General features: G+C 71.5%; 25 protein-coding genes and 2 tRNA genes. 11 read left to right on the top strand and 16 right to left on the bottom strand.

Annotation, left to right across the window (positions count from 1 at the left end; translation table 11 throughout):
• Nucleotides 1-20 precede the first annotated feature (20 nt).
• On the bottom strand, nucleotides 21-1,268 hold the full coding sequence (locus tag BMW78_RS07140; RefSeq protein WP_091757833.1) for an MFS transporter: 1,248 nt from the start codon (nucleotides 1,266-1,268) through the stop codon (nucleotides 21-23).
• 93 nt (nucleotides 1,269-1,361) lie between these two features.
• Between BMW78_RS07140 and BMW78_RS07135 the strand changes: the two genes are divergently transcribed.
• Nucleotides 1,362-2,465, top strand: a complete 1,104-nt coding sequence (locus tag BMW78_RS07135) for a LacI family DNA-binding transcriptional regulator (RefSeq protein ID WP_091757831.1) — start codon at nucleotides 1,362-1,364, stop codon at nucleotides 2,463-2,465.
• Here BMW78_RS07135 and BMW78_RS07130 read toward each other — a convergent pair.
• Both BMW78_RS07130 and tig read right to left on the bottom strand, forming a co-directional pair.
• Nucleotides 2,462-2,890, bottom strand: coding sequence for a hypothetical protein (locus BMW78_RS07130; RefSeq protein ID WP_091757828.1), 429 nt, complete (start codon nucleotides 2,888-2,890; stop codon nucleotides 2,462-2,464). The two genes, BMW78_RS07135 and BMW78_RS07130, sit on opposite strands and share 4 nt — an antisense overlap.
• A 165-nt stretch (nucleotides 2,891-3,055) precedes the next feature.
• The gene (tig, locus tag BMW78_RS07125; RefSeq protein WP_091757826.1) at nucleotides 3,056-4,441 is read right to left on the bottom strand and encodes a trigger factor; all 1,386 of its coding nucleotides are present in this window, start codon (nucleotides 4,439-4,441) and stop codon (nucleotides 3,056-3,058) included.
• 127 nt (nucleotides 4,442-4,568) lie between these two features.
• Here tig and BMW78_RS07120 point away from each other — a divergent pair, with 127 nt between their 5' ends.
• From BMW78_RS07120 to BMW78_RS07110, 3 genes are all read left to right on the top strand, one after another.
• Nucleotides 4,569-5,096 carry a hypothetical protein gene (locus BMW78_RS07120; RefSeq protein WP_091757824.1) on the top strand — a complete coding sequence of 176 codons (528 nt, stop codon included), beginning with the start codon at nucleotides 4,569-4,571 and terminating at the stop codon, nucleotides 5,094-5,096.
• A gap of 93 nt (nucleotides 5,097-5,189) precedes the next feature.
• Nucleotides 5,190-6,611, top strand: coding sequence for a dihydrolipoyl dehydrogenase family protein (locus BMW78_RS07115; protein ID WP_091757822.1), 1,422 nt, complete (start codon nucleotides 5,190-5,192; stop codon nucleotides 6,609-6,611).
• A 103-nt stretch (nucleotides 6,612-6,714) separates the two neighbouring features.
• Nucleotides 6,715-7,767 (top strand): zinc metalloprotease, encoded by a 1,053-nt coding sequence (locus BMW78_RS07110; RefSeq protein WP_091757820.1) that lies wholly within the window; start codon nucleotides 6,715-6,717, stop codon nucleotides 7,765-7,767.
• Nucleotides 7,768-7,986: 219 nt separating this feature from the next.
• Here BMW78_RS07110 and BMW78_RS07105 read toward each other — a convergent pair.
• Nucleotides 7,987-8,060 (bottom strand) — tRNA-Pro (locus BMW78_RS07105).
• An 82-nt stretch (nucleotides 8,061-8,142) separates the two neighbouring features.
• On the opposite strand from BMW78_RS07105, the gene BMW78_RS07100 reads away from it, so the two are divergent.
• From BMW78_RS07100 to BMW78_RS07090, 3 genes are all read left to right on the top strand, one after another.
• Nucleotides 8,143-8,213: transfer RNA gene (locus BMW78_RS07100), tRNA-Gly, on the top strand.
• Nucleotides 8,214-8,371: 158 nt separating this feature from the next.
• On the top strand, nucleotides 8,372-9,076 hold the full coding sequence (locus tag BMW78_RS07095) for a response regulator transcription factor (protein WP_091757818.1): 705 nt from the start codon (nucleotides 8,372-8,374) through the stop codon (nucleotides 9,074-9,076).
• Complete coding sequence (locus BMW78_RS07090; RefSeq protein ID WP_091757816.1) at nucleotides 9,073-10,206, top strand: sensor histidine kinase; 1,134 nt, start codon at nucleotides 9,073-9,075, stop codon at nucleotides 10,204-10,206. The genes BMW78_RS07095 and BMW78_RS07090 overlap by 4 nt, the downstream gene beginning before the upstream one ends.
• On the opposite strand, the gene BMW78_RS07085 is transcribed toward BMW78_RS07090, so the two are convergent.
• Nucleotides 10,182-10,862 (bottom strand): DUF2202 domain-containing protein, encoded by a 681-nt coding sequence (locus BMW78_RS07085; RefSeq protein WP_091757814.1) that lies wholly within the window; start codon nucleotides 10,860-10,862, stop codon nucleotides 10,182-10,184. The genes BMW78_RS07090 and BMW78_RS07085 overlap by 25 nt on opposite strands.
• A gap of 114 nt (nucleotides 10,863-10,976) precedes the next feature.
• Between BMW78_RS07085 and BMW78_RS07080 the strand changes: the two genes are divergently transcribed.
• Both BMW78_RS07080 and BMW78_RS20745 read left to right on the top strand, forming a co-directional pair.
• Nucleotides 10,977-11,645 (top strand): PIG-L deacetylase family protein, encoded by a 669-nt coding sequence (locus BMW78_RS07080; RefSeq protein ID WP_091757813.1) that lies wholly within the window; start codon nucleotides 10,977-10,979, stop codon nucleotides 11,643-11,645.
• Between the two features lie 68 nt (nucleotides 11,646-11,713).
• Nucleotides 11,714-11,884 carry a hypothetical protein gene (locus BMW78_RS20745; RefSeq protein ID WP_091757811.1) on the top strand — a complete coding sequence of 57 codons (171 nt, stop codon included), beginning with the start codon at nucleotides 11,714-11,716 and terminating at the stop codon, nucleotides 11,882-11,884.
• Nucleotides 11,885-12,409: 525 nt separating this feature from the next.
• On the opposite strand, the gene BMW78_RS07070 is transcribed toward BMW78_RS20745, so the two are convergent.
• The 5 genes from BMW78_RS07070 to BMW78_RS07050 form a co-directional block, all read right to left on the bottom strand.
• Nucleotides 12,410-12,868, bottom strand: coding sequence for a MarR family winged helix-turn-helix transcriptional regulator (locus tag BMW78_RS07070; RefSeq protein ID WP_281247073.1), 459 nt, complete (start codon nucleotides 12,866-12,868; stop codon nucleotides 12,410-12,412).
• Between the two features lie 95 nt (nucleotides 12,869-12,963).
• On the bottom strand, nucleotides 12,964-14,412 hold the full coding sequence (locus BMW78_RS07065) for an MFS transporter (protein WP_091757796.1): 1,449 nt from the start codon (nucleotides 14,410-14,412) through the stop codon (nucleotides 12,964-12,966).
• A 125-nt stretch (nucleotides 14,413-14,537) separates the two neighbouring features.
• Nucleotides 14,538-15,581 carry a zinc-binding dehydrogenase gene (locus tag BMW78_RS07060; protein WP_091757794.1) on the bottom strand — a complete coding sequence of 348 codons (1,044 nt, stop codon included), beginning with the start codon at nucleotides 15,579-15,581 and terminating at the stop codon, nucleotides 14,538-14,540.
• A gap of 81 nt (nucleotides 15,582-15,662) precedes the next feature.
• A complete protein-coding gene (locus tag BMW78_RS07055) occupies nucleotides 15,663-16,037 on the bottom strand; it encodes a DUF2255 family protein (protein ID WP_091757792.1) in 375 nt (124 codons plus the stop codon).
• A complete protein-coding gene (locus BMW78_RS07050; protein ID WP_091757791.1) occupies nucleotides 16,030-17,451 on the bottom strand; it encodes an MFS transporter in 1,422 nt (473 codons plus the stop codon). The genes BMW78_RS07055 and BMW78_RS07050 overlap by 8 nt, the downstream gene beginning before the upstream one ends.
• Before the next feature lie 102 nt (nucleotides 17,452-17,553).
• Here BMW78_RS07050 and BMW78_RS07045 point away from each other — a divergent pair, with 102 nt between their 5' ends.
• Nucleotides 17,554-18,450 (top strand): helix-turn-helix transcriptional regulator, encoded by an 897-nt coding sequence (locus BMW78_RS07045; protein ID WP_091758265.1) that lies wholly within the window; start codon nucleotides 17,554-17,556, stop codon nucleotides 18,448-18,450.
• 171 nt (nucleotides 18,451-18,621) lie between these two features.
• Here the strand turns inward: BMW78_RS07045 and BMW78_RS07040 are convergent, their stop codons facing one another.
• The 3 genes from BMW78_RS07040 to trmB all read right to left on the bottom strand — a co-directional run bounded on the left by BMW78_RS07040 (nucleotide 18,622) and on the right by trmB (nucleotide 20,905).
• The gene (locus BMW78_RS07040; protein WP_091757789.1) at nucleotides 18,622-18,945 is read right to left on the bottom strand and encodes an STAS domain-containing protein; all 324 of its coding nucleotides are present in this window, start codon (nucleotides 18,943-18,945) and stop codon (nucleotides 18,622-18,624) included.
• A 259-nt stretch (nucleotides 18,946-19,204) separates the two neighbouring features.
• On the bottom strand, nucleotides 19,205-20,122 hold the full coding sequence (locus tag BMW78_RS07035) for a cation diffusion facilitator family transporter (protein WP_091757787.1): 918 nt from the start codon (nucleotides 20,120-20,122) through the stop codon (nucleotides 19,205-19,207).
• 84 nt (nucleotides 20,123-20,206) lie between these two features.
• A complete protein-coding gene (gene trmB / locus BMW78_RS07030) occupies nucleotides 20,207-20,905 on the bottom strand; it encodes a tRNA (guanosine(46)-N7)-methyltransferase TrmB (RefSeq protein WP_245735711.1) in 699 nt (232 codons plus the stop codon).
• Between the two features lie 96 nt (nucleotides 20,906-21,001).
• Here trmB and BMW78_RS07025 point away from each other — a divergent pair, with 96 nt between their 5' ends.
• Nucleotides 21,002-21,529, top strand: a complete 528-nt coding sequence (locus BMW78_RS07025) for a DUF4395 domain-containing protein (protein ID WP_091757783.1) — start codon at nucleotides 21,002-21,004, stop codon at nucleotides 21,527-21,529.
• An 87-nt stretch (nucleotides 21,530-21,616) separates the two neighbouring features.
• Here the strand turns inward: BMW78_RS07025 and BMW78_RS07020 are convergent, their stop codons facing one another.
• The 3 genes from BMW78_RS07020 to BMW78_RS07010 all read right to left on the bottom strand — a co-directional run bounded on the left by BMW78_RS07020 (nucleotide 21,617) and on the right by BMW78_RS07010 (nucleotide 23,984).
• Nucleotides 21,617-22,732: a PP2C family protein-serine/threonine phosphatase gene (locus BMW78_RS07020; RefSeq protein WP_218144271.1), complete on the bottom strand. Its 1,116-nt coding sequence runs from the start codon at nucleotides 22,730-22,732 to the stop codon at nucleotides 21,617-21,619.
• A gap of 114 nt (nucleotides 22,733-22,846) precedes the next feature.
• Nucleotides 22,847-23,326 (bottom strand): ribose-5-phosphate isomerase, encoded by a 480-nt coding sequence (locus BMW78_RS07015; RefSeq protein WP_091757781.1) that lies wholly within the window; start codon nucleotides 23,324-23,326, stop codon nucleotides 22,847-22,849.
• Between the two features lie 10 nt (nucleotides 23,327-23,336).
• On the bottom strand, nucleotides 23,337-23,984 hold the full coding sequence (locus BMW78_RS07010; protein ID WP_091758261.1) for a mycothiol-dependent nitroreductase Rv2466c family protein: 648 nt from the start codon (nucleotides 23,982-23,984) through the stop codon (nucleotides 23,337-23,339).
• Nucleotides 23,985-24,122: the final 138 nt, after the last annotated feature.

Raw genomic sequence — 24,122 nt, 5'->3', positions numbered from 1 at the left:
GGGCCGGCGCATGGGTGCGGCTACTCAGCCGCGACGGCGTCGACCTGCTCGGTGCGGGTCCGCTCCGGCTCGCGGGTGGCGGGGATGACGAGCATCGCCAGGAACACCATGGCCGTGACGACCAGCAGGGCCTTGAGGACCGTGAAGTGGTCGCCGAGGAAGCCGAGCAGTGGCGGGCCGGCGATGAAGGCGGTGTAGCCGATCGTGGCCACGACGGACATCCGGGCACCTGCCCGGGCGGGGTCGTCGGCCGAGGCGCTCATGCCGACGGGGAAGCCGAGGGATGCCCCCACGCCCCAGACCGCGGTCCCGAGGTAGGCGAGCACGGGGTTGCCGAAGACCACCATCAACGAGCCGACCGCCGCCAGGGCGAACGTCGCGCGCAGGACGGGCACGCGGCCGTGGCGGTCGAGCAGCCCGGTGCCGAGGACACGTCCCAACGTCATGAAGCTCAGGAACACGGCGAACGCGAGCACGCCGGCCCACGCGGGCAGGTCGTGGCCCTCGACGAAGCCCACGGCGATCCAGTCGTTGGCCGTGCCCTCGGTGAAGGCTGCAGCGAGGACGACCATGCCGATCATCAGGGTGCGCGGCTCCAGCCAGGCCGAACGCGGCTTGACCGGCACAGCGGCCGGGACGCCGTCCCCTGCCACCACGGGGTCCTCCTCGACGACCCGCGGCAGGAACGCGCGGACGCCCCACCAGCCGAGCACCGCGGTCACGACCAGCGCGCCCAGGAAGTGCGGGACGAGGGACACGCCGGCCCACGACATGAGCGAGCCGATGAGCGCGGCCACTACCGTTCCGCCGGAGAAGGCGGCGTGGAAGTGCGGCATGACGGTGCGGCCCAGCAGCCGCTCGACGGCCGCGCCCTCGAGGTTCATGGCGACGTCCCACAGGCCGACGGCCATGCCCAGGAAGAAGAGCCCCACGGCCATCAGCGGGCGCGACCGCGCCACGTCGACGGCCACGCCGACCGTGACCAGCCCCATGCCGGCGACCACCATGCCGGTCACGACCGTGCGCGCCGCGCCGATCCGGTCGGCCACACGACCAGCGAAGGGCAGGGCCAGCACCGACCCGCAGGACGCCGCGAAGAGCGTGAGGCCCAGCTGGCCGGCGCTGAGCCCGAGCTCGGCCTTGCTGTCGGCGATGCGCGAGGCGAAAGAGGAGAACACGACGCCGGCGAGGGCGAAGACGACGAAGACCGCGTTGCGGGCGGTGCGGACGCGGGTGCGGTCGGAGGCGAGGGCTGTCTGCTGGGTCACGGGCAGGGACTCACTGTGCGTACGAGGGTGGACAAGGTGGCAGATGCACCGGTCGAATCGATTCGACCGAATCGATTCGATAGTGTGTCGCCCATGGCCAGCCCCCGTCAAGCCCGCGCCACCCTGCGCGAGGTCGCCGACCGGGCCGGCGTGTCCACCTCCACCGCCTCGCTCGTCTTCAGCGGCAAGGGCCCGGTGGCCGAGGACACCGCCGACCGGGTGCGCCGGGCGGCCACCGACCTCGGGTACACCGGTCCCAACCCGCTGGCCTCGTCCCTGCGGCACGGGCGCGCCGGCGTCGTGGGCGTCGTCGTGGAGGGCCGGCTGCTGCACGCCTTCCGCGACCCGTTCGCCGTCAGTGTGCTCGACGGCCTCGCCCAGGAGCTCGACGCGATCCCGGCCGGGATGCTGCTGATCGCCCAGCCCGCGGACGACCCGGGGCGCATCATCCCGCAGCTCGCCGGCTACGCCCTCGACGCCGTCGTCTTCTCGCTGTGCGGTCCCATGCACAACCCCGTCGTCGAGCAGCTCGCCGCCCGCGGCATACCGATGGCGGGCAACGGCTCGCCCGACGACCCCCGGGTGGCGCAGATCCGGCTCGACGAGCGTGGGGCCTCTGCCTCGGCGGCGCGCCACCTGCACGACCTCGGCCACCGGCGGGCGGGGCACATCGCCATGCAGCTCCAGGGCGACAGCAGCACCGGGCCGATCACCCCGGCCGACGTCGAGAAGGCAGCCTACGCCGACGCGCGTGACCGGGCCCTGGGGTTCATGGACGTCTTCGGCGAGGCCTCCCCCATGGTCGAGACGGCCCTCCCCGACGTGGAGCAGGGCCGCCTGGCCGGGGGGATGCTGCTCGACGTGCCGGCCGAGCACCGCCCGACAGCGATCGTGGCCCAGTCCGACCTGCTGGCCCTGGGTGCGATCCGGGCGGCCGAGGACCTCGGGCTGCGCGTCCCCCACGACGTCAGTGTCACGGGCTTCGACGGGGTCGACCTGCCATGGTTCGTCGGCACCCTCACCACCGTGCTCCAGCACGGCGAGGAGAAGGGCCGTCAGCTCGGCGTGATGGTCCGGGCCCTGCTGGCCGGCGAGCCGGTCACCGACGTACAGATGCCGACCGAGCTGCGGGTCGGCACCACCACGGCACCGCCGGACTCGGACGCGGCCGACCAGCCCGCGAGGTCGCGGGACTAGTCGGCCAGCGCCGCCCCCGAGTCCCCGCTGGGCGCCGCCGCCGCCTCGGCGTGCCGCAGGGCCACCACATGCACGGTGAGGAAGCTCCCGCCGTCGGGCGAGGTCATGGCTCCCTCGAAGTCGGCGAGCTCGTCGGTGACGATGCCCGCGTGCGCCTCCCACGCCGAGCCCGCGCGCAGCACGTCCCATACGTGCTCCAACCGGTAGGCCGCCTCCCACGAGGGCACCTCGGGGGCGCAGCGGCACAGCGCGATGACGAGCTGGTCCGGGTCTGACGTCGAGCCGACCTCGACCTGGTCGAAGTAGCCGCTCTCCTCGAGCTCGCCCCGCAGCCCGGACTCGAGCTCCAGGACCTCGAGCGAGCCGGCGGGCACGGCGTTGTCCTGCACCGCCGTGCGCAGCTTGTGGAACGAGGTGACGTCCATGGCGCGATCGTCTGGCTGCCGGAGGACGTCGTAAAGAGCCCCCGCCAGATCCGTCCGTTCAGCGGACGACAAGTCCGACACGTCCGACGTGCGCTCACGCACAACGACGTAGGCCGTGGCTGGACGGTGTCCAGACCACGGCCTACATCAAACGTGGGAGAGGGTTCAGGCCTTCTCGGTCTCGCCCTCGTCGGTCGACTCGCCGGCCGCAGCCTCGTCGGCCTCCGCCTCGTCGTCACCGGTCTCGTCGTCAGCGAGGTCCTCGACCAGGTGCTCGAGGCCCGGCTGCTCGTTGAGCTCGTTGAGGTCGATGGTGTTGCCGTCGGCGTCGACGATGGTGACCTTCTCCAGCACGGCGGCGAGCGCCTTGCGGCGGGCCACCTCGGCGACCATGGCGGGCACCTGGCCCTGCTGGTCGATCGCCTGCGCGAACTGGTTCGGGTCCATGCCGTACTGCTGGGCCGACATCACGAGGTACTCGATGAGCTCGGGCTGCTCGACGGAGACCTCCTCGGCCTCCGCGATGGCGTCGAGCAGGAACTGGGTCTTGAGGGCCTTGCGGGTGTTCTCCTCGACCTCGGCGCGGTGCTCGTCGTCCTCGAGGCGGTCCTCGTTCTCGAGGTGGGCGTGCACCTCGGCCTCGACGATCGAGTCCGGAACGGGGATCTCGACGGTCTCGAGGAGGTGCTCGAGCACCTTGTCGCGGGCCTGGACGCCCTGCTCGAACTTCTTGGCGCGCTCGGCCTGCTTCGCGACGTCGGCCTTGAGCTCGTCGAGGGTGTCGAACTCGGAGGCGAGCTGGGCGAAGTCGTCGTCGAGCTCGGGCAGCTCGCGCACCTTGACCGACTGCACGGTGACGGTGACCTCGGCGTCCTCGCCCTCGCGGTCGCCACCGGCGAGCGGGGCGGTGAAGGTCTTGGTCTCCCCGGCGGACATGCCGACCAGGGCCTCGTCCATGCCGTCGAGCATGTTGCCGGAGCCGACCTCGTAGGAGATGCCGGTGACGGCGTCGATCTGCTCGTCGCCGATGTTGGCCTCGAGGTCGATGGAGACGAAGTCGCCGGTCTCGACGGCGCGCTCGACGCCCTGGAGGGTGCCGAACCGCTCACGCAGGGAGGTGAGGCGCTCCTCGATGTCCTCGTCGGCCACGGTGACGGAGTCGACCTCGTGCTTCATGGACGCGTAGTCCGGGAGGGTGATCTCGGGGCGCACGTCCACCTCGACGGTGAACTTCAGCTCCTGGCCGTCCTCGGCCGGAACCTCGGTGACGTCGACCTCGGGCTGGCCGATCGGGCGCACGCTGTTCTCCTCGACCGCCTGGCCGTAGAACTGCGGCAGCGCGTCGTTGACCGCCTCCTGGAGGACGGCGCCGCGGCCGACGCGCTGGTCGATGATGCGCGCGGGCACCTTGCCCTTGCGGAAGCCGGGGACCTGGATCTGCGACGCGATGGTCTTGTATGCCGCGTCGAGGCTGGGCTTGAGCTCCTCGAACGGGACCTCGACGGTCAGCTTGACCCGGGTCGGGTTGAGGGTCTCGACGGCACTCTTCACTGCGGGGCACTCCAGGATCGTGGGCGACAGGGAAGCCAGCGGCCGACGCCATGGGGCGCTCTGACCGGGCCAAAAGCACATCGTAGCCGTCCCACGCCGCTGCACCGAATGCGCCTAGGGTGCCCTCATGGAGCAGCACGCCACACCCACCCCACCGGCCCCGCTCGCGCAGATGCGCATCCTCGTCGGGGCCGTCCTGGGCGGTCTGGTGATGTTCGGCGTCGTCGCGTTCCTCGCGGTCGGCGCCGACGGCTACCCGCCCACCTGGGCCGCGGCCGGGCTGGGGGCGCTCGCCGTGGTCGCCCACCTCACCGTCGAGACCGTCGGCTACCGCGTCCCGGCGGTGGCGGCCGGCACCCCGCCGGAGGACGTCGCGGCAGCCGGTCTCGCGGCATACCGCTCCACCCTGGTCCTGCGCCTCGCGCTGTGCGAGGCGGTGGCGATCATCAGCCTGGTGGGCACCTTCGTGCTGGAGCCGCAGACCGCCATGACCTACCTGGTGGGCGGGACGTTCTCGGTGGCCCTGCTGGCCTGGCACGTCTGGCCGAGCGAGCGCACCACCCGCCGCCTCGAGCAGCAACTCGACCGCGACGGTGGTCGTTCCGGCCTGGCCGACGCGCTGACCGGGCACCAGGCGGGCAACGCCCTGCTCTGACGGGCGGCATCGGGCGACGCGCTCGACGGGCCGCCGCGGCGACGAGTCGCGGCTCGACGGGCCTCGGCCCCCGCCCGGCCGTATCTTCGGGCCATGGCTGAGAGCACGGTCGACCACAGCTGGGACGTCATCGTCATCGGAGCCGGCCCCGTCGGCGAGAACGCCGCCGACCGGGCCCGCAAGGCGGGCCTGACGGTGGCGATCGTGGAGAAGCACCTGGTGGGGGGCGAGTGCAGCTTCTACGCCTGCTCCCCCAGCAAGGCGCTGCTGCGCCCGGTGCTCGTCACGCACGCCTCGCAGCGGGTGCAGGGTTCCGAGGGCGCGAGGGTCGACCGCGACGGCGTGCTGGCCCGCCGCGACTCCTGGATCGACAACCTCAGCGACAAGGGCGCCGTCGGCTGGCTCGACAGCGCCGGCATCGACCTCGTGCGGGGCACCGCCCGGCTGGCCGGTGAGCGGCGCGTGGAGGTGGAAGGGCGGGTCTACGAGGCGCGGCACGCGGTCATCGTCGCCACGGGCACCGCCCCCCTGGTGCCCGACCTGCCAGGCCTGCGCGACGCCAACCCGTGGACCAACCGTGACGCCACCACCTCGCCCAGGGTGCCGGAGCGCCTGGTCGTGCTCGGTGGTGGTCCCGTCGCGTGCGAGCTGGCCGTGGTCTTCGCCGCGATCGGGTCCGAGGTCACGATCGTGGAGCAGGAGGACCGGCTGCTCGGGCGGATGGAGCGGTTCGCGGCCGAGGCCGTCGCCGCCGGGCTCCGTGAGCAGGGCGTGCGGATCCGCACCGGCGCGGCGGCGACCAAGGTGACCCGGCCGGGTCAGGGCGGTGAGGTCACCGTCGACCTCGACAACGGCGAGAGCGTCGTGGCCGACGAGATCCTCGTCGCCGTGGGACGCGTCCCCAACACGGCGGACCTCGGGCTCGACAGCGTCGGCGTGGCCACCGACGAGAAGGGCTACCTGCCCGTCACCGAGCGCATGGAGGTCAAGGGTGCCGTCGGTGACGAGCCCTGGCTGTATGCCGTCGGCGACGTCAACGGGATCGCCCTCCTCACGCACATGGGCAAGTACCAGGGGCGCGCCTGCGGCGACCTCGTCGGCGCCCGTGCCACCGGCCGCCCGGTCGACCCGGCGTCGATGACTCCCTGGGCCGAGGGCCTCGGCACCGTCCAGGTCGTGTGGACCGACCCCGAGGTGGCGGCCACCGGCCTGACCGAGGAGCAGGCGCGCGAGCGCGGCATACGGGTCCGGGTGGTGGAGGTGCCCATGGACAGTGCGGCGGGGTCCGGCCTTCAGGCCGAGGGCTACCAGGGCCGGGCACGCATGGTGGTGGACGAGGACAAGGGCACCATGGTCGGCGCGACGCTGGTGGGCCAGGACGTCGCCGAGCTGGTGCACCCGGCCACGGTCGCCATCGTCGGCGAGGTGCCGCTGCGGACCCTGTGGCACGCGGTGCCGGCGTTTCCGTCGATGAGCGAGATCTGGCTGCGCCTGCTCGAGGAGTACGGCATCTGACGTACCGGTGGCGCCCTCCACTGAGGGGTTTTGCGTAGTTCGCATCGGGGGTACGGTCCGCCAAGGGCTCCCACCGGGGCCTGTCCCGGCGAAAGGTAGTCACATGCGTAGAACCACCTCCCTGCGCCTGGCCGTCGTGGGAGCCGCAGCGGCGGCCGCCCTGGCCAGCGGAACCGCCTCCGGCACCGTCAGCGCCGCTCCGGCCGATGGCTCGTCCCCGGCAGGGGCCTCCTCAGCATCCTCCGCGAAGGCCTCCCCCGCCGCTGCCGCGTGCGCACCGGGCGCGGCCCTCGGCTCGGCGCTGAGCGCCGCCCGCGTCGCCGACGGCAGCACCGCCCAGGAGCCGAAGCTCTACCCCGACAACGAGGCCAAGGCCTACGGTGTGCTGCCCGACGCCCCCTACCTCGGCAACGGCACGGTCACCATCCCGACGGTGTTCCACATGGTCTCCGACGACGGGTTCACCGCCGCCGAGAAGGCGCGGTGGCAGTCGATGATCGCGGCGCAGATGACGGTGCTCAACGACTCCTACTCCGGCAAGACGGGCACGGCCGCCAACCCGGCCGCCGACACGCCCTTCCGGTTCCGGCTCACCGACGTCACGTGGACGACCAACCCCGCCTGGTACACCGTCGTCCCCGGCAAGAACGAGCGCGACATGAAGAAGGCGCTCTACACCGGCGACTCGCGGACCCTCAACGTCTACGCGGCCAACATCGGCGGCGGCCTGCTCGGCTGGGCCTACTTCCCCAAGGGCTACAACAACGGGCGCGACTACATCGACGGCGTCGTCATGCTCGACGAGTCGATGCCCGGAGGCGTGAACCCGGACGACCCGAAGAAGGCGTGGAAGTACGGCGAGGGCGACACGCTCACCCACGAGGTCGGCCACTGGCTGATGCTGGACCACACCTTCAACAAGGGCTGCTCGGCGGCCGGTGACTACGTCGCCGACACCCCCAAGGAGGCGTACCCGCAGTTCAACTGCCCGCCCGACTCGACCGACTCGTGCGCTGCACCCGGGACCGACCCGATCCACAACTTCATGGACTACACGCAGGACTCCTGCATGTACGAGTTCACCCGCGGCCAGGCCGAGCGGATGAGCGACGCGTGGGTGGCGTTCCGTGCCGGCGGCAGCGGCGGCAAGAGCTGACGGCTCCTCACGACAACGAGGCCCGGTGCACTGCGGTGCGCCGGGCCTCGTGCGTGGTCGGGGTAGCCGGAGCCGACGCTCCGCTCCTCCCACATCGCGCGTCCCCCGCCAAAGCCGGGCGCTTCGCGCCAGTGTTTGTCGGGGTAGCCGGAACCGTCGCTCCGCTCCTCCCACATCGCGCGTCCCCCGCCAAAGCCGGGCGCTTCGCGCCAGTGTTTGTCGGGGTAGCCGGATTTGACGCTTCGGTCTTCCGCTCCCAAAGCGGACGCGCTACCAACCTGCGCCATACCCCGTTCTCGGCGAGCCGATTTCAGCACTCGCGAGAGCGGGCATTAGGCTAACGCCTCGGATCCTCGGCCTCCGGTCGGGGTCCGCGCGGGTGTAGCTCAATGGTAGAGCCCCAGTCTTCCAAACTGGCTACGCGAGTTCGATTCTCGTCACCCGCTCCCACCACGAAGCCGCAGGTCAGGGACGTTCCCAGAGCTGCGGCTTCGTCGTCCCAGGCTGGGCCGGCATGGGGCCTTGGGCCGGGCGGCGACCAAGGGGCGCCGTGGCACCGGCCACGTTGCCGACGCTCGGGTGCCTTCTCGGCCACGATGGACCCATGACCGCTCAGCGGGTGTTGGTCGTCGACGACGAACCCGGTATCCGGAAGGTGCTGCGCGCCTACCTCGAGCGCGAAGGATTCGCGGTCGACGAGGCTGCCGATGGCCCCTCGGCCCTCACCCGGTTCGAGGACGGCGCACCAGCCCCGGACCTGGTGCTCCTCGACATCGGCCTGCCGGGCGTCGACGGGCTGGAGGTGTTGCGCCGGCTCCGCACCACGAGCGATGCCTACGTGCTGCTGGTGACGGCGCGGGCCGACGAGGTCGACCGCCTGGTGGGACTCGGCGTGGGTGCCGACGACTACATCACCAAGCCCTTCAGCCCCCGTGAGGTCGTCGCCCGGGTTCGAGCCGTCCTGCGCCGCCCACGAGGCGGATCTGCACCGGCGGACTCCGGCACCGTGGTCTTCGAAGGGCTCAGCATCGACGAGAACCGGCGGGAGGTCGTCCTCGACGGGCACGAGGTGGCCTTGTCGGCGCTCGAGTTCGACCTGCTCCTGCTGCTGGCCCGCCACCCCCGCCGGGTCTTCTCCCGCGAGCAGATCCTCGAGCAGGTGTGGGGGACCAACTGGGTCGGCGACGACCGGGTGGTCGACGTGCACATCCGCAGCCTGCGCCACCGCCTCGGGGACGACGCCAGCCGGCCCACGTGGATCGGCACCGTGCGCGGCGTCGGTTACCGGTTCCTGGGAGGCAGCCGATGAGGCGCCTGTCCACCCGGCTCTTCCTCTCGCACGTCCTCGTAGCACTGGTCGGGGCGCTCACCACGTTCGCCATCGTCCGCTTCGGTGCTGCGGCCCTGTTCGAGCGCGACGTCAACGCCATGCCGGGCATGATGCACGGCCAGGGACAGGGGCAGCTGCGGCAGACCTTCGTCTCCGCCATCAACACAGCCATGGTCGTCGGAGTGCTGGTGAGCCTGCTGGTGGCGGCGGCCGGCGCGGCCCTGCTGGGGCGACGGCTGTTGCGGCCCGTGGAGGACGTGCGGACCGCCACGCGGCAGATCGCACGCGGCGACTACGCCCACCGCGCACCCGTTCCCGCCGAGCCCGAGCTCGCCGCCCTGGCCCACGACGTCAACGCCCTGGGGTCCGCGCTGGCGGAGACGGAGGCTCGGAGGGTGCGCCTGCTCGGCGACATCGCGCACGAGCTGCGCACGCCCCTGACCGTCATGGAGGGGCAGCTCGAGGGCCTGGCCGACGGCGTCTTCGAGCCCGGCCCCGCGGCATACGCCGATCTCGAGGCAGAGGTGGCGCGCATGCGCCGGTTGGCCGCCGACCTCGGTGACCTCTCGCGGGTCGAGGAGGGGCGCCTCGAGCCGGGTAGCGAGCTGGTAGACCTGCGCTCGGTCGTCACCGCGGTCACCGGGCGCCTGGGCGGCGCGTTGTCAGCATGCGGAGTCAGCGTCGACCACGTACCGTCGTCCGCACCGGTCCTCGTCAGGGGCGATGAACAGCGCCTCGTGCAGGTCGTCACCAACCTGGTCAACAACGCCGCGCAGGCCATGCCCGGCGGAGGACGACTCGACATCGACGTGACCCACACGGATGGCCGGGCCACCATCCGGGTCTGCGACACCGGCAGGGGCCTGGCGGCCGACGACCTCGAGCGGGTCTTCGAACGGTTCTACCGGGTCCCGGACAGCACGGGGAGCACCCGCCGCGACGGGGGCACCGGCATCGGGCTGACCGTCAGCCGAGGGATCGCCCGCGCGATGGGGGGCGACCTCACGGCCTCCTCCCCTGGCGTCGGGCAGGGTGCCGAGTTCACGCTCACCCTGCCCGTCGCGACGGACACCCAGGATGGGCGTCAGCTGGACCAGCCCATGCCGTGACCGGCACCGCCCCGCATCCCGTGGCCCATGCCGGCACCGGGCCCTTGACCCGCACCACGGCCGTAGCCCTGCTGCTGTCCAGCGCCACCGGCGAAGGGGCAGCCCTCGGGCAGGTCGCCGTTGACGGCCTTGGTGAACGCCGCCAGGTGGTGCTCGGAGCCGGCCAGCAGGGCCTGGACGACCCGCGCGCCGGTGCTGCCGGAGGGGACGTCCAGTGCCTTGAGGTCGGCGATGTCCTGCTTCTCCAGGTCCGCACCGACCTTGTAGGCCGCCTGGTCGGACACGCGCCCGGCTGCGAGCCATCGGGTGTACGTGGACTGCAGGTCCGGGACGGCATAGCGGCCCACCGTGGTCCCCACGGTCTGGGGATCCATCCCCTGGGTGGTCATCAGCCGCTCGACAGCATCGAGGTGCCGCTGCTCCGCGGCAGCGATCCTCGTGAAGATCGGTTCACCGGAGCTCCGCCCGAGCTGGGTGTAGAGGTCACGGGCCATCCGCTCCTCCTCGCGCATCTCGGAGAGCTGGGCGTTGGTCAGGCCCGTCGTCGTTGCGCTCGTGGCCGCGTGCACCGCGGCCGGGTAGCCGAGCCCGACGAGGGCCATTCCTGCGACAGCCGCCGACAGTGACTTCGTGGTGGTGATCTTTCGGAGCGTCATCACGCTCGCCTCCTTCTCTTTTCTGCCCTTTCCTGCTTCCAGTCCACCGACAAGCTGTGAGGGGTCGACGGGTCGGGGCGTGAAGATTGTGTGAAGGCGCGGGAGAGTTGCCCCATGTCGGTACCAGCCCTGCCGAAGTGGAGATCGGTCCTTGCCGTCGTCGCCCACCCGGACGACGAGTCGTTCGGGCTCGGTGCCGTTCTGAGCTCGTTCATCGACGCCGGCGCGCGCGTGGCTGTCCTCTGCCTGACCCACGGTGAGGCGTCCACGCTGCACGGGGTGGAGGGGGACCTCACCGACATCAGGGCGGCGGAGCTGCGCGCCGCGGCCGACGCCCTGGGCGTGGAGGAGGTCGAGCTGATGGACTTCCCCGACGGCGGACTGGCCTCGATGCCCCTGGAGGAGCTGGCTGCCGCGGTGGGGATGGTCGCCACCCGACGTCACGTCGACGGACTTCTCGGCTTCGATCTCAGTGGTGTCACAGGCCACCCCGACCACACGGCCGCCACGCGCGCAGCGATGGCAGCCGCGGAGCGGCTCGGGCTGCCAGTGCTGGGCTGGACCCTCCCCTTCGACGTGGGCCAGCAGCTCACCGAGGAGTTCGGTGCGGCCTTCGTCGGACACGCTCACGCCGAGATCGACCTGAGGGTGACCGTCTCTCGGCAGCGCCAGCTCACGGCGGTGGCATGCCACCCCAGCCAGGCCCTTCCCGGCAGCGTGCTGTGGCGGCGACTGGAGCTCCTTGGTGACCGCGAGTACCTGCGCCTTCTGAGAAGCGCGTAACACGCACTCCCCTGACCCAACGGAGTTGCGGGAATGGACGACACACACCACATCGAAGGAGGAACACCATGTGCCGTCCCGCCACCTGCAAGACCTGTGGCAAGACCACCTCGACTGGCTGCGGCCAGCACGTCGACCAGGTCATGGCCAGCGTCCCGCGCGCCGACCGCTGCACCGGCCACGCGACCGAGCTGACCCGGGCCGGATCTCTGCTCGGTCGCCTCTTCAGCCGGAACTGAGGTCTGCCACCGCAGCAACCGTTTCCCCTCCGGAAGGAGCTCACCGACCGGGGCCCTGGCCTCCAAGCCTCCCTTGCATCACGTCGGATCGTGACCGTGTCGCCAGACTGCAAGGGACGCGTTCGAGGGGATGGGGACCAGCCCAACACGATGGAGGAGCGGGCGGCGATGCCCTGGCTCTCGGGAGGGAGCACCTACGCGAGCAGCGGGGTCACAGGCGAACGAAGACCGCAATGACAACGATCAAGGCCGTGATGAGCGCCAACGCCCCCACCGACGCCAGAGGGACCAACGGCGAGGGCAGCGGTCGTCCGCTGCTCAAACAGTCATCGATCTGCCTGGCTCGACGAAAGGCGAGGCCAGTAGCGGTCACGGGCGTCCGCTGCGGCGGTGACGCAAGCGGCGCCAAAGAGGAGCGCGCCTGTCACGTCTGTGACATACAGCAGTAGCACCGCCGTAAGCGCGGCCGTGAAAGCCGTTGTCAGCCAAGCAGTACGGGTCCTGTCCGACCAACTCCGGGGATCCTCATGAGATGGGGGGCTCGCTGGCGGGGGCACCTTGTTGACCACCTTCCAGCTGGGTCGGCCCGGTCGCCCTCTCCGCAACGGCGTCGATGGCATCAATCAGCTCGTTGAGCGCCGGCAGAGCCCCGCTGAGAACATGTCGCCACGCGGGGTGCAGCTCGGACAGGGCTCCGCCCAGGATCGCCGTGTTCGTCTCCTGCCACTGCCGCACCGCATGTGCTCCGGCGGGTGTGAGGTTCAACGACACGGTTCGCCGGTCGGAAGGACCGGCCGAGCGGGTGATGAGCTCCCGAGATCCCAATCCGTTGACCAAGGTCGTGACAGAGTTCGGCGCGAGACGAAGCAGCCGCGCCAGCTCGCTGGGTCGAGCGCCTGGATTCTCGGCCAGGTAGGACATGAGCTCCAGCTGCGCAACGGACAGGGGACTTTGCGGATCTGCTGCGCGGGCCGCCCGGCGCATAGCCCGACGGAGGCGGGCGATCACATCGGCCAGCATGAGTTCATCTGGTGGGAGGCCACCGGTGGGACCACGCCGCTCGAATGAAGGGCGCTCAGTCATGACGACCTGACCTGGGGTCGGGTGAGGACCGCGGTTGAGGCCGCGATGGCGGCAAAGATCAAGAGCAAGGTCAAGGCGAGCCTGGGGCCGGTCGCCCACCGAGCTGTCGGGGCTGCGACGTGCAGGCCCAAGGTGACCACGGCCACCCCGAACGCCGTGCCAAGTCCTCTGGCCATGTTCACCAGACCACCCCCCACGGCAGAGGCATGGGAGGGGATCGCGCCCATGATGGCGGAGTTGTTCGCCGGGATGAACAGTCCCAAGCTCAAGCCCAGAACGAGGAGCCATGCTGCCACCCAGGTGGTGTCGGTCGGGGCAAGCAGCAGCGCCACCGTGGCCAGCACGCAGCCAGAGGCACCTAGCAGACCACGCGTGTGGGTGTCCCAGCCCTGCGGCATCAACCGCTCCGCGAACGCCGCTGTGAGGGCGAACCCCGCAGGGAGGGCGGTGAGGACGAGGCCGGAGAGACCGTGCGGTCCCAGCGTCTGCGGGAAGAGCACCAGAGGGCCGAACAGCACCAGGTAGGCACAGGTCGCGCCCAGCAGACCGACGGACACCTCTCGAGGTCGCACCACCGACAGGTCCACCAGCGGGTTCGCTGCCCCTCGCTCCCGCACGATGAACGCGTAGAAGGCAGCGGCAGACAAGACGACCAACGCCGTGGTGACACCATCGGGCAGTGGTAGCCCCGACAGCGCCGAGAGGCCGAGCAACAGCGCGGTGGTCCCCGTGGCCAACGCGAGGAGCCCAACCCAGTCGAAGCGACCCAGCGAGGTGCGTTGCCGCGTACGAGGCAGCAGGTAGCGGCCCGCCACGACGGCCACCACACCGACGGGCACGTTGACCCAGAACACCCAGCGCCAGCCCACCGTACCGACCAGCAGTCCGCCCAGAGCCGGACCCAGCGCGAGGCCGATCGCCTGGGCGGCGGCTTGGACCCCCAGCGCGGCCCGCATCTTGTCGCGGGGAACGCTGGTCACCACCAGGGCGACGCTGTTCGCCTGGAGCATCGCGGCGCCGACGGCCTGGGTCGCCCTGAACCCCACGAGCCACCCCAAGGTGGGTGCCAGCGCGCAGGCGGCTGAGGCCAGCGTGAAGACGGCGAAGCCGTACAGGTAGATCAGCTTGCGGCCGGCCGCGTCAGCAATCCGGCCGGCCGCCGCCACCAGCGCGACGAGGGTGAGGAGGTAAGCCAGCGACACCCACTGGACGGCGGCCAGTGGCGCGCGGAACTCGTCCTGGAGCGCGGGAAACGTCAGGGTGACGATACTGGCGTCCAGCTGGCCCATGAAGGCGCCGAAGCAGACCGTTGTCACCGCCAGCCAGCCGGCCTTGGGGTGCTCGCGGATGAATCGCGGGCGAGCCGGCTCCTCCAGCATCACGCGTCCATCACCCCGCGCATCACTCGGCCCTCTCCACAGTTGCTGCTTCTGCCGCCGAGCCATGCTACTCAACAATGAATCCTGCGTGAGCGGCTACAGGGCGACGACAACCCCCTGAAAGTAGTTCTGCATGGGAGACAGTTCCGGGTCTGAAGGCGGCACGGTTCTACCCGGTCGGGAGGACCCCACTACCGGGTGATGGTGAGGAGGGACTTGATGGCGCGGCGCTCGTCCATGGCGGCGTACGCGTCCGCGACGTGGTCGAGGTCGGTTGTGAAGTCGAAGACCCGGCCCGGGTTGATGCGGCCGGCGAGGACGTCCTCGAGCAGCTCGGGGATGTACTGGCGGGCGGGCGCGACGCCACCCTTGATGCCGACGTTCTTCCAGAACAGCGTCTGGTACTCGAACTCCTCGTAGAGCGGTACGCCGACGGCTCCGATCATGCCGCCGGCCCGGACGATGCCGGCGCAGGTCTGGATCGACTGGTCGGTGCCGACGCACTCCAGGGCGGCGTCCACCCCGGCGTCGTCGGTGACTCGCAGCACCTCCTGGACCGCGTCGTCCCCGCGGGCCTCGACGATGTCGGTGGCGCCGAACTCCTTGGCGACGACCTGGCGAGCGGGGTTGCGGGACAGGGCGATGACCCGGCTTGCGCCGAGCATCCTGGCGGCGAGCACCGCCGAGAGCCCCACAGCGCCGTCGCCGACGACCGCGACGGTGTCGCCCTCCTTCACGCCGGCGCTGACGGCGGCGTGGTAGCCGGTGCACATGACGTCGGACAGGGCGGTGAAGGAGGCGAGCTGTTCGTCGGTGAAGTCGCCCTCCGTGCCGGGGACCTTCACCAGGGTGGCGTCGGCGAAGGGAGCGCGGACCGTCTCACCCTGGCCACCGTCGACGTCGCCGTTGCCGAACGCTCCGCCGTGGACGCAGTTGGACTGGAACCCGTCGCGGCAGGCGGGGCAGGTCCCGTCGTTGTAGGTGAACGGGGCGATCACGAAGTCGCCGACGGCCACGGTGGTGACGTCGGCGCCCACCGCCTCGATGACGCCGATGTACTCGTGGCCGATGCTGCCGACCTTGTGCTGGTTGATGCCGCGGTAGTACCAGAGGTCGGAACCGCACACGCAACCGCGCACGACGCGGACGACGGCGTCGGTGGGCTCCTGGATCTGCGGGTCGGGGCGTTCCCCCACCTCGATGGTGTTCCTGCCCTTGAAGATGGCTGCCTTCACGGTGGTCGTTCTCCTCGTTCTGAGCTCGTGCTCGTGCTGGGGTTCGTGGTCTGGGCGGACGGTCGCGAGACGGGTCGGACGTCAGGCGGGGTGGACCTCGAGGGTGGCGGCGCGGGGGCCGTGCTCCTCGAGGTGGGCGACGATGCTGGGGTAGTGGGCGTACTTGGCGCGGTAGCCGGCGTCGGCCAGGGCGAGGTCGTCCTCGTCGTCGACTTCGGTGAAGGTGACGTCGTATGCCGCGCCGCGGGCCTGGAGGCGCCCGGCGCTGGTGGCTGTGGCTGCCCGGAACCAGGCGGTTGAGCGCCCGTTGGTGGACCGGATGAACACCCGCTGGCCGGAGGTGACCACCCAGATGACCCGGGGGTTGCGCAGGGTCCCGTCCCGTCGCCGGGTCGCGAGCTGCACCTCCTCGGTGGACCTGAGCGCGCCCAGGGCGTCGCTGCTCCAGTCAGGCACGGCTCCTCCTCTCGGCGGGGACGATCACGGCCACGGCGACCACGAGGCACGCCACGAGGAGGCCGGTGCCCCAGCTCAGCGCCGTGGACACTCGCCCGGTCAGGTCGACAGCGCTCGATGAGGCGGCGACCAGCACGGCCAGGCCCGCGGCGGTGCCGAGCTGGTGGGCGGTGTTCACCAGGCCGCTGGCGGCGCCGGCGTCCGCTGCATGTGCTCCCGCGATGCCGAAGCTGGTCAGGGGTGCGAACGCGAGGCCCTGCCCGGCACCGATGAGCACCATCGGCAGGGCGACGGCGGTGGCATAGGAGCTGCTCTGGTCGACCTGTGCGAGCCAGGCCATGCCGGCAAGGGTGAGGACGACCCCAGCGACCAGCATGGTGGCGTCACCCACCCGGGCGGTGAGGCGCGGCACGGCGGTGGCGACCGCGAAGTTGACCGCCGTCATGGGCAGGAACCCGAGACCGGCCTGGAAGGCGGTGAAGCCCAGCACTCCCTGCATCAGCTGGGTGGTGAAGAAGAAGAAGCCCATCATCGCGCCGAGGTACAGCGCTCGGGCGGCGTAGGCACCCCAGCGGCGGCGGTCCGCGAACAGGTGCAACGGCATGATGGGCTGCTCGGCGCGCCGTTCGTGCAGGACCAGCACGACGAACAGCACGGCGGACCCAGCCAGGGCGACCAGCACGACCGGTGATGCCCAGCCCCGGTCGACGGACTCCAGCACCCCGAAGACCAGCGCCGCCACCGCCAGGGTCGCGGCGGCCGCGCCCGTGACGTCGAACCGTCCGCGCTGTCGCTCGACGGCAGGCAGGTAGCGGGGGGCGAGCACGGCCATGGCGATGCCGAGCGGGACGTTGATGAAGAACCCGGCCCGCCACGAGACCCACTGGGCGGCGGCGCCGCCGACGAGCAGACCCAGGCTGGCGCCGATGCCAGCCGTGGCGGCATACCAGGCGACGGCCCTGCTGCGTTGCGGTCCGGCGGGGAAGCTGGCCGTGAGCAGCGAGAGGGCGGACGGCGCGACCACCGCGGCACCCACGCCCTGCACGGCGCGGGCGGCGATCAGCCACCACCCGGTCGGGGCGACCCCGACGAGGAACGACGCCGTGACGAACACGGCCAACCCTGCGACGAAGACGCGGCGGCGTCCGAGCAGGTCACCCAGCCGGGCGCCGAGCAGCAGCAACCCGCCGAACACGAGCGTGTAGGCGTCCTGAACCCAGGACAGCCCGGTGGCGTCCAGGCGCAGCGCCGCTGCGATGGAGGGCAGCCCGGTGAAGATGACCGAGTTGTCGAGCAGGATCAGGAAGTAGCTGACCAGGATGACGGCCAGGATGGCGCGGGGGTGGGCCGGGCCGGTCGCTTGCGTTGCCGCCGGCGCTGCCGGGGCCCGGGTGGAGGTCGCTGTCGTCGTCACGTCGTCCAGACAAACGGCACCCCACAGGAGCGCAACAGGCCCTGTCGAGAGGGGTACTGACAGGGCCTGTCAGACCACAGCCGGGCCCGTACCGTGAAGGGCATGCCCGCCAAGAACGACCTGCGCGAGTTCCTCACCACGCGCCGAGCCAAGCTCACCCCCCAGCAGGCCGGCCTGCCCGTGTACGGCGCCAACCGCCGCGTGACCGGGCTGCGCCGTGAGGAGGTCGCCCTGCTCGCGGGCATCAGCGTGGAGTACTACACCCGCCTCGAGCGCGGCAGCGTCGGCAGCGTCTCCGACAGCGTCCTGGACGGCATCGCGCACGCCCTGCAGCTCGACGAGGCCGAACGAGACCACCTCTACCGGCTGGTCCGCACGCTCAGCACGCCCCGCAGCAGGCAGACGCCACGCCGGACGCCGGCCAAGGTGCGGGTGCGTCCCGCCATCCAGCGCATCCTCGACCAGATGCCCACGCCCGCCTACCTGCGCAACGGCCGGTTCGACGTCCTCGCCGCCAACGACCTCGGACGCGCGCTCTACAGCCCGCTGTACGAGCAGGCCGGAGCCGGCGCCCACCCCAACAGCGCCCGCTACATCTTCCTCGACCCCGGCGCTTCCGACTTCTTCGTCGACTACGACAGAGCGGCCAACGACTGCGTCGCGTTCCTGCGCGCCGAAGCCGGACGAGACCCCTATGACAAGGACCTGACCGACCTCATCGGCGAGCTGTCCACCCGCAGCGAGGACTTCCGCCAGCGGTGGGCCGCCCACGACGTCCGCTACCACCGCACCGGCCGCAAACGCTTCCACCACCCCCTGGTCGGGGACCTCGAGCTCGACTACGAAGCGCTCGAGCTGCCCGGCGACCCCGGCCAGCGCATCAACGTCTACACCGCACCACCCGACAGCCCGTCCGACGAGGCGCTGCGCCTCCTCGCCAGCTGGACCCTGGAGCAAGATCAACCCGCCACCGCCACCCGACAGAACGAGGCACCGTGAAGCTCCTGGCCCCCGGAACGACCACCGACCACGAGTACGCCAGCGCCGCCACCGCCGCGGGAGAGGGGCGCTGAGCATGGAACGGCGTCGCCTCGGCCCGATCGACAACAGCTACGGTGACCACGAGCTGCGACCGGACCAGCGCCGCCGCTGACGGCCAGTGGGCGTCCCTCACAGGTCCGTCGACGGAACCCCCAGGAGGTGTCCGTGGCCGGTGAGGGTGAAGACCTGTCTGACCGGTGACCGGGCACCGCGCAGACCGACAGCGAGGCCGTGCTCGCGCCAGCGCTGGTAGGCGTCGACCAGCTGTCGAACCCCTGCCACGTCGCAGAACCAGAGCCGGTCCAGCTCCACCCAAACGCGCGGAACGCCCAGCCAGAGCACCTGGCCCACCACCGGCTCGAACAGGTCGGAGGCCGCCAGGTCCAGCTCCCCCGCGAGCCGCACGTGTGCGACGCCCCGGTCCGTGCTCAGGCCGACGCTGAAGTCGTGCACCGGATCACCCTCCGACCTCGTACTTCGCCACTTCCACGGCCGCGAGGTCCGGAGCCGTGGAAGCGTCCGCGGAACCGGGCATGATCGTCATGACCGGCTGCGGACAGCCCACTGCTGGACGTCGTCCGCCCATGGTGCCCGGGAGAGCGGTTCGGTGCCTCGGTCTCTTGACCTAGGCACGACAGCGACGAGCTAGGCACGACGGCGATGAGCTAGGCACGACGGCGAGCACCGGAGGGATGCGACGTCCCCGGCCGCCTCAGGCGTGGTGCGCGTGCTCGTGCTCGCGGTGGGCCGGCTCCTCCAGCTGGAAGGTGCAGTGCTCGACGTCGAAGTGGCCCGACAGGCACTGGCACAGCTGGTCGAGCAGCTGGCCGCCACCTCCGGCGGCCAGGATCTGCCGCTCCACGACGACGTGTGCCGACAGCACCGGCATACCGCTGGTGATCGTCCAGGCGTGCAGGTCGTGCACGTCGATGACCCCCGGGGTCGACAGCAGGTGCCCGCGCACCGAGGCCAGGTCGACTCCCCTCGGGGTCGCCTCGAGCAGCACGTCGACGGCCTCGCGGAGCAGGCCCCAGGTGCGCGGCAGGATCATCAGGCCGATCAGCGCCGAGGCGATGGCGTCGGCCCGGGCGTAACCGGTGAGCGCGACGACCACCGCGGCCACGATGACCGCGGCTGAGCCCAGCAGGTCGCCGAGCACCTCGAGGTAGGCGCCGCGCACGTTGAGGGACTCCGTGTGCCCCCCGCGCAGGACCAGCAGCGACACCGTGTTGGCGACGAGGCCGACGACGGCGACGACCAGCATGAGACCCGAGGAGACCTCGGGCGGGGCGGCCAGCCGGCGCACCGCCTCGACGAGCACGAAGCCGGCGACGCCGAACAGCAGCAGGGCGTTGACGACGGCGGCCAGGATCTCCAGCCGGTGGTACCCGAAGGTGCGCTCGGGGGTCGCCGGCCGCGCCGCGAACGTGGCGGCGAGCAGCGCGAGGCCGACGCCGGCGGCGTCGGTGAGCATGTGCCCGGCGTCGGCCAGGAGGGCCAGCGACCCGGACACCAGGCCACCCACGACCTCGACGACCATGATCGCCAGGGCGATGCACAGCGCGACCACGAGGCGGCTCCGGTGCTGCCCGGTGGCAGAGACCGCACCGTGGCCGTGGCCGGCGCCCATCAGCGCTGCGCTCCCCGCAGGGAGGTCCGACCGCGCGGCCGACCCGCTCTAAGTGCCATGGGGCGATCGTAGGCGGCCCGCCGCTCAGCGCAGCACGGCCCGCAGGTCGGTCACCGCCCTGCCTGCGGCCAGGCCCTTGGCCTCGAACCCGTCCCGAGGCCGCCACTCCGGCCGGCTGACCTCCGCCACCTCGAACGCGGGGTGGGCGCGCAGCTCGTCGAGCGCGTGGGTGGCGTAGGACGCGTGGTCCGTGGCCACCAGCAGCTCGCCGTCCGGGGCCAGGCGGTCGGCGATGAGGTCGAGGGTGTGCTCGCTGATGAAGCGCCGCTTGAGGTGCCGGGTCTTCGGCCAGGGGTCGGGGAAGAACAGGTGCACCGCGTGCAGCGACCGCGAGGCGATCCGCTGGTCCAGCAGGGCGACCGCGTCGCCGATGTGCGCCCACAGGTTGTGCACCCCGCGTGCGTCCGCGGCGGCCAGCATCCGCGCCACCCCCGGCGAGTGCACGTCGACGGCGAGCACGTCGTGCCCGGGGTGCGCCACGGCATACCCGATGGCGGCGGCCCCGTGGCCGCACCCGATGTCGAGCACGACGGGCGCGCGGCGCCCGAACGCCACCTCCGGCTCCAACGGACCGTCCGGTATGCCGTGGCGGGGCACCAGCTCGTCGAGCCGGCTCTGGGTGAGCGGCGACAACCGGCCACGACGGGCGTTGTAGGTGCGCACCCGCGCGGGCTCGGTCGCCGGCGCGGCTGGGCCGGTCACAGGGGTCGAGGGTCCGGTCACGGGCGACAAGGGTAGGTCACGCGGCGCTCGTGTCCGGATCGCGAGAAGGAGGCACCGCTTGGGAATAACCGAGGGTTATGCGGGCGATAATGCTGTGTGCGCATCTCCCGCTTCCCCAGCATCGTCGACGACGTGACCGTCCGGCTCATCGCCGGCGGCGTGCTCGTCGTGTCCACCCTCGCGCTGGCCACCGGGTGGTGGTGGCTGTATGCCGTGCTCGCGGCCGAGTTCGTCCTGCGTGCCGGCTGGGGCCCCTCCGCGAGCCCGCTCGCGCGCTCCGTGCAGCGTTTCGTGCGCCCGCGCCTGGCCACGGCGCCGCGCTACACCGCAGGGCCGCCGAAGCGGTTCGCCGCCTCCATCGGAGCGGTCATGACGGCGGCTGCCGCGATGCTCGGCCTGGTGGGCGCCCTGACCGGGTCCACCGCGGCCGGGGTCGCGGTGCTCGTCATCGGGGTGGTCATGGTCGTCTTCCCGGCGCTCGAGGCGTTCTTCGGGTTCTGCGTCGGCTGCGTCCTCTTCGGGCTGCTGATGCGCGCCGGGCTGGTGCCCGAGGACATCTGCCTCGACTGCGCCGACCTGACCCGCCGCTCGTCCCGCTCCAAGGCGACCGCCTCGGCGGCCTGACCCCAGCGGCCGCCGGCTCGGCGGTCTCTCCCCAGCCGATCCCTGGCCTCGGCAGGCCTCAGCGCCTCGAGACGAGCGGGTGCTGCCTCAGCGGCGCCAGACGATGACCGCGGCGCGGTCGTCCGTCTCGCCGGCTCGTGCCGAGACGCACATGCGCTCGGCCATGCCCTCGAACCCGCGGGTGATCATGCGCTCGGCGGTGCCGAGCATCCGGTCGATGCCGTCGCCGAGGGCGCGGTTGCGGGTCTCGATGACGCCGTCGGTGTAGAGCAGCAGGGCGTCGCCGCGCTGCAGCAGTCCGGTCGTGCGGGGGAAACCGACTCCCTCGTTGACGCCGAGCACCGGGCCCTCCACGGCCTCGAGCATCTGCCAGCGGCCCGATCCGGCGGAGAACCGCGCCACGGGTGGGTGGCCGGCCGACCCGATGCTGAAGGCGCCGGTCTCGAGGTCGACGAAGGCGTGCACCGCTGTGGCGAACCCTTCGTCCCACTGCTGGCGCAGCAGGTAGGCGTTGGCGGCAGGGAGGAACCGGTCGACCGGCATGGAGCCGAGGAGGCCACCGAAGGCACCGGAGAGCAGCAGCGACCGGGTGCCCGCCGCGACGCCCTTGCCGGAGACGTCGACGAGGGCGATCTCGAGGTACCCGTCGGTCTTGCTCGTCACCACGAAGTCGCCGGAGAACGAGTCACCGTAGGCCGAGAGCACACACTGCTCGGCGCCCCACTCGCGCGGCAGGTCGGGCAGCTCGCCCTGGGTGCGCAGCCGGTCGCGCAGGTCGACCAGCATGGTCTCCCCCAGGGTGCCCTGGACGCCGAGGCGGGCACGGGACGTCGCGACCGTGAACATGATGACCATGACGACTGCCAGCACCACGAGGGCGTTGAGGTACACGAGGAGGTCGCCGTCGGTGCGCGCCAGCGCCACCACCGTCGCGCAGGCCATGATGACGGCGTCGACCACTGCGAGCAGCCCCGGCCGGAGCAGCAGCCCGGCGAGGACGGCGAACGGGATGAGGGACGAGAACGGCAGGACGTCCGGCCAGGCGCCCATCGCCACGGTCGTCACCAGCACACCGCCGCAGAGCAGCGCCGCGGTGGTCGGTTGCACGGCCCGGGTCCAGATGGCGGTGGGGTGCGAGCGGAGGTACCGCTGCAGCCGGGTGGTCAGCCGCCGCCGGGCCAACACCTCGCTATGGACTTCCACGTCTCAGGCACCTCTGCAACGGCCGGCACTCCCCCGGGATGACTCTCACAACGGCTCCACCTCTGAACCGCGTGCGTCCGCACAGCCTAGTGACCGTGCGCACGGACCCCCCGATCAATCCACAGAACCCGGGAGTGGCGGAAGGGTGCCCGACTCCTCGTAGGCGCTCAGCATGTCGATGCGCCGCTGGTGGCGGGTCTCCCCGGAGTACTCCGTGCCGAGGAAGACCCGCACCATGGCTCTGGCCTCGTCGGCGCTGTTCATGCGTGCGCCGATCGAGAGCACGAGCGCGTCGTTGTGCTCCCGCGCCAGCCGCGCCAGCTCCTCGTTGTAGCAGAGCGCTGCGCGGATGCCCGCGACCTTGTTGGCGGCCATCTGCTCACCGTTGCCCGAACCGCCCAGCACGATGCCGAGCGAGCCCGGGTCGGCGGCGACGGCCTCCGCCGTACGGAGGCAGAAGACGGGGTAGTCGTCCTGCGCGTCGTAGTCGTGCGGGCCGTGGTTGGTCACCTCGTGCCCCTCCTCCTCGAGGAAGGGCACGAGCTCGCCCAGCAGCTCGTATGCCGCGTGGTCGCCGCCGATGTGGACGCGCATGGGGGTACTCCTAGTCGAAGATCGGGCCTACGGTCCGGCTGCGCTTGAGCTCGAAGAAGCCCTGCGTGCCGGCCACCAGGACACAACCGTCCCAGAGTCGTCCCGCGTCCTCGCCCTTGGGGGCCGGGCTGACCACCGGACCGAAGAACGCGATGCCGTTCACGGCCACCACCGGGGTGCCCACGTCGTCGCCGACCAGGTCGATGGCGCGCTGGTGGCTGGCCCGGAGCAGGTCGTCCACCTCGTCGCTGTCGGCGAACCCGGCGAGCTCGGGGTCGAGGCCCACCTCGTCGAGGGCTGCGGCGATGACGGCGTCGAAGTCCTTGTTGTCCTCGACGTGGATCCGGGTGCCCATGGCGTCGTACAGCGGCTTGACGACCTTGTCGCCGTACTGGCGGGCTGCGGCGGCGATGACGCGCACCGGGCCCCAGCCGCGGTCCATGAGCTCGCGGTAGTCCTCGGGCAGGTCGCGGCCCTCGTTGAGGACCGACAGGCTCATCTGCGACCACGTCACGTCGACGGGGCGGACCTTCTCGACCTCCGTCATCCACCGCGAGGTCATCCAGGCCCAGGGGCAGAGCGGGTCGAACCAGAACTCGGCAGCGGATCGGGCGGTGCCCGTCGTGCTGGTCTTCTCGGTGCTGTTCTCGTTGCTGATCGATGTGCTCACGTGTCCCTATTCTGCCACTTGGCGCCGAAGGCGCCCTTTGGAGCGGGTGTCCCGGTCCGCCGGGCCCCGGCACGGCTCGGGCGTCGGTCGCCTGTCCTTGCTTGACCAGTGCCTGACGGTCTCCTG

Source organism: Pedococcus cremeus (assembly GCF_900111375.1).
GTDB classification, from domain to species: Bacteria; Actinomycetota; Actinomycetes; order Actinomycetales; family Dermatophilaceae; genus Pedococcus_A; species Pedococcus_A cremeus.
Note: the sequence above shows the minus strand (reverse complement) of the source record. Positions and strands in the feature narration are given on the sequence as shown.

Excerpts from the sequence above, each read along its gene's own strand:
- BMW78_RS07110 (WP_091757820.1), top strand. The coding sequence starts at position 6,715 with ATGCGTAGAACCACCTCCCTGCGCCTGGCCGTCGTGGGAGCCGCAGCG.
- BMW78_RS07090 (WP_091757816.1), top strand. The coding sequence starts at position 9,073 with ATGAGGCGCCTGTCCACCCGGCTCTTCCTCTCGCACGTCCTCGTAGCA.
- BMW78_RS07065 (WP_091757796.1), bottom strand. The coding sequence starts at position 14,412 with ATGGCTCGGCGGCAGAAGCAGCAACTGTGGAGAGGGCCGAGTGATGCG.
- BMW78_RS07135 (WP_091757831.1), top strand. The coding sequence starts at position 1,362 with ATGGCCAGCCCCCGTCAAGCCCGCGCCACCCTGCGCGAGGTCGCCGAC.
- BMW78_RS20745 (WP_091757811.1), top strand. The coding sequence starts at position 11,714 with ATGTGCCGTCCCGCCACCTGCAAGACCTGTGGCAAGACCACCTCGACT.
- BMW78_RS07085 (WP_091757814.1), bottom strand. The coding sequence starts at position 10,862 with ATGACGCTCCGAAAGATCACCACCACGAAGTCACTGTCGGCGGCTGTC.
- BMW78_RS07115 (WP_091757822.1), top strand. The coding sequence starts at position 5,190 with ATGGCTGAGAGCACGGTCGACCACAGCTGGGACGTCATCGTCATCGGA.
- BMW78_RS07015 (WP_091757781.1), bottom strand. The coding sequence starts at position 23,326 with ATGCGCGTCCACATCGGCGGCGACCACGCGGCATACGAGCTGCTGGGC.
- BMW78_RS07070 (WP_281247073.1), bottom strand. The coding sequence starts at position 12,868 with ATGCGCCGGGCGGCCCGCGCAGCAGATCCGCAAAGTCCCCTGTCCGTT.
- BMW78_RS07035 (WP_091757787.1), bottom strand. The coding sequence starts at position 20,122 with ATGGGCGCCGGCCACGGCCACGGTGCGGTCTCTGCCACCGGGCAGCAC.
- BMW78_RS07045 (WP_091758265.1), top strand. The coding sequence starts at position 17,554 with ATGCCCGCCAAGAACGACCTGCGCGAGTTCCTCACCACGCGCCGAGCC.
- BMW78_RS07120 (WP_091757824.1), top strand. The coding sequence starts at position 4,569 with ATGGAGCAGCACGCCACACCCACCCCACCGGCCCCGCTCGCGCAGATG.
- BMW78_RS07130 (WP_091757828.1), bottom strand. The coding sequence starts at position 2,890 with ATGGACGTCACCTCGTTCCACAAGCTGCGCACGGCGGTGCAGGACAAC.
- BMW78_RS07080 (WP_091757813.1), top strand. The coding sequence starts at position 10,977 with ATGTCGGTACCAGCCCTGCCGAAGTGGAGATCGGTCCTTGCCGTCGTC.
- BMW78_RS07095 (WP_091757818.1), top strand. The coding sequence starts at position 8,372 with ATGACCGCTCAGCGGGTGTTGGTCGTCGACGACGAACCCGGTATCCGG.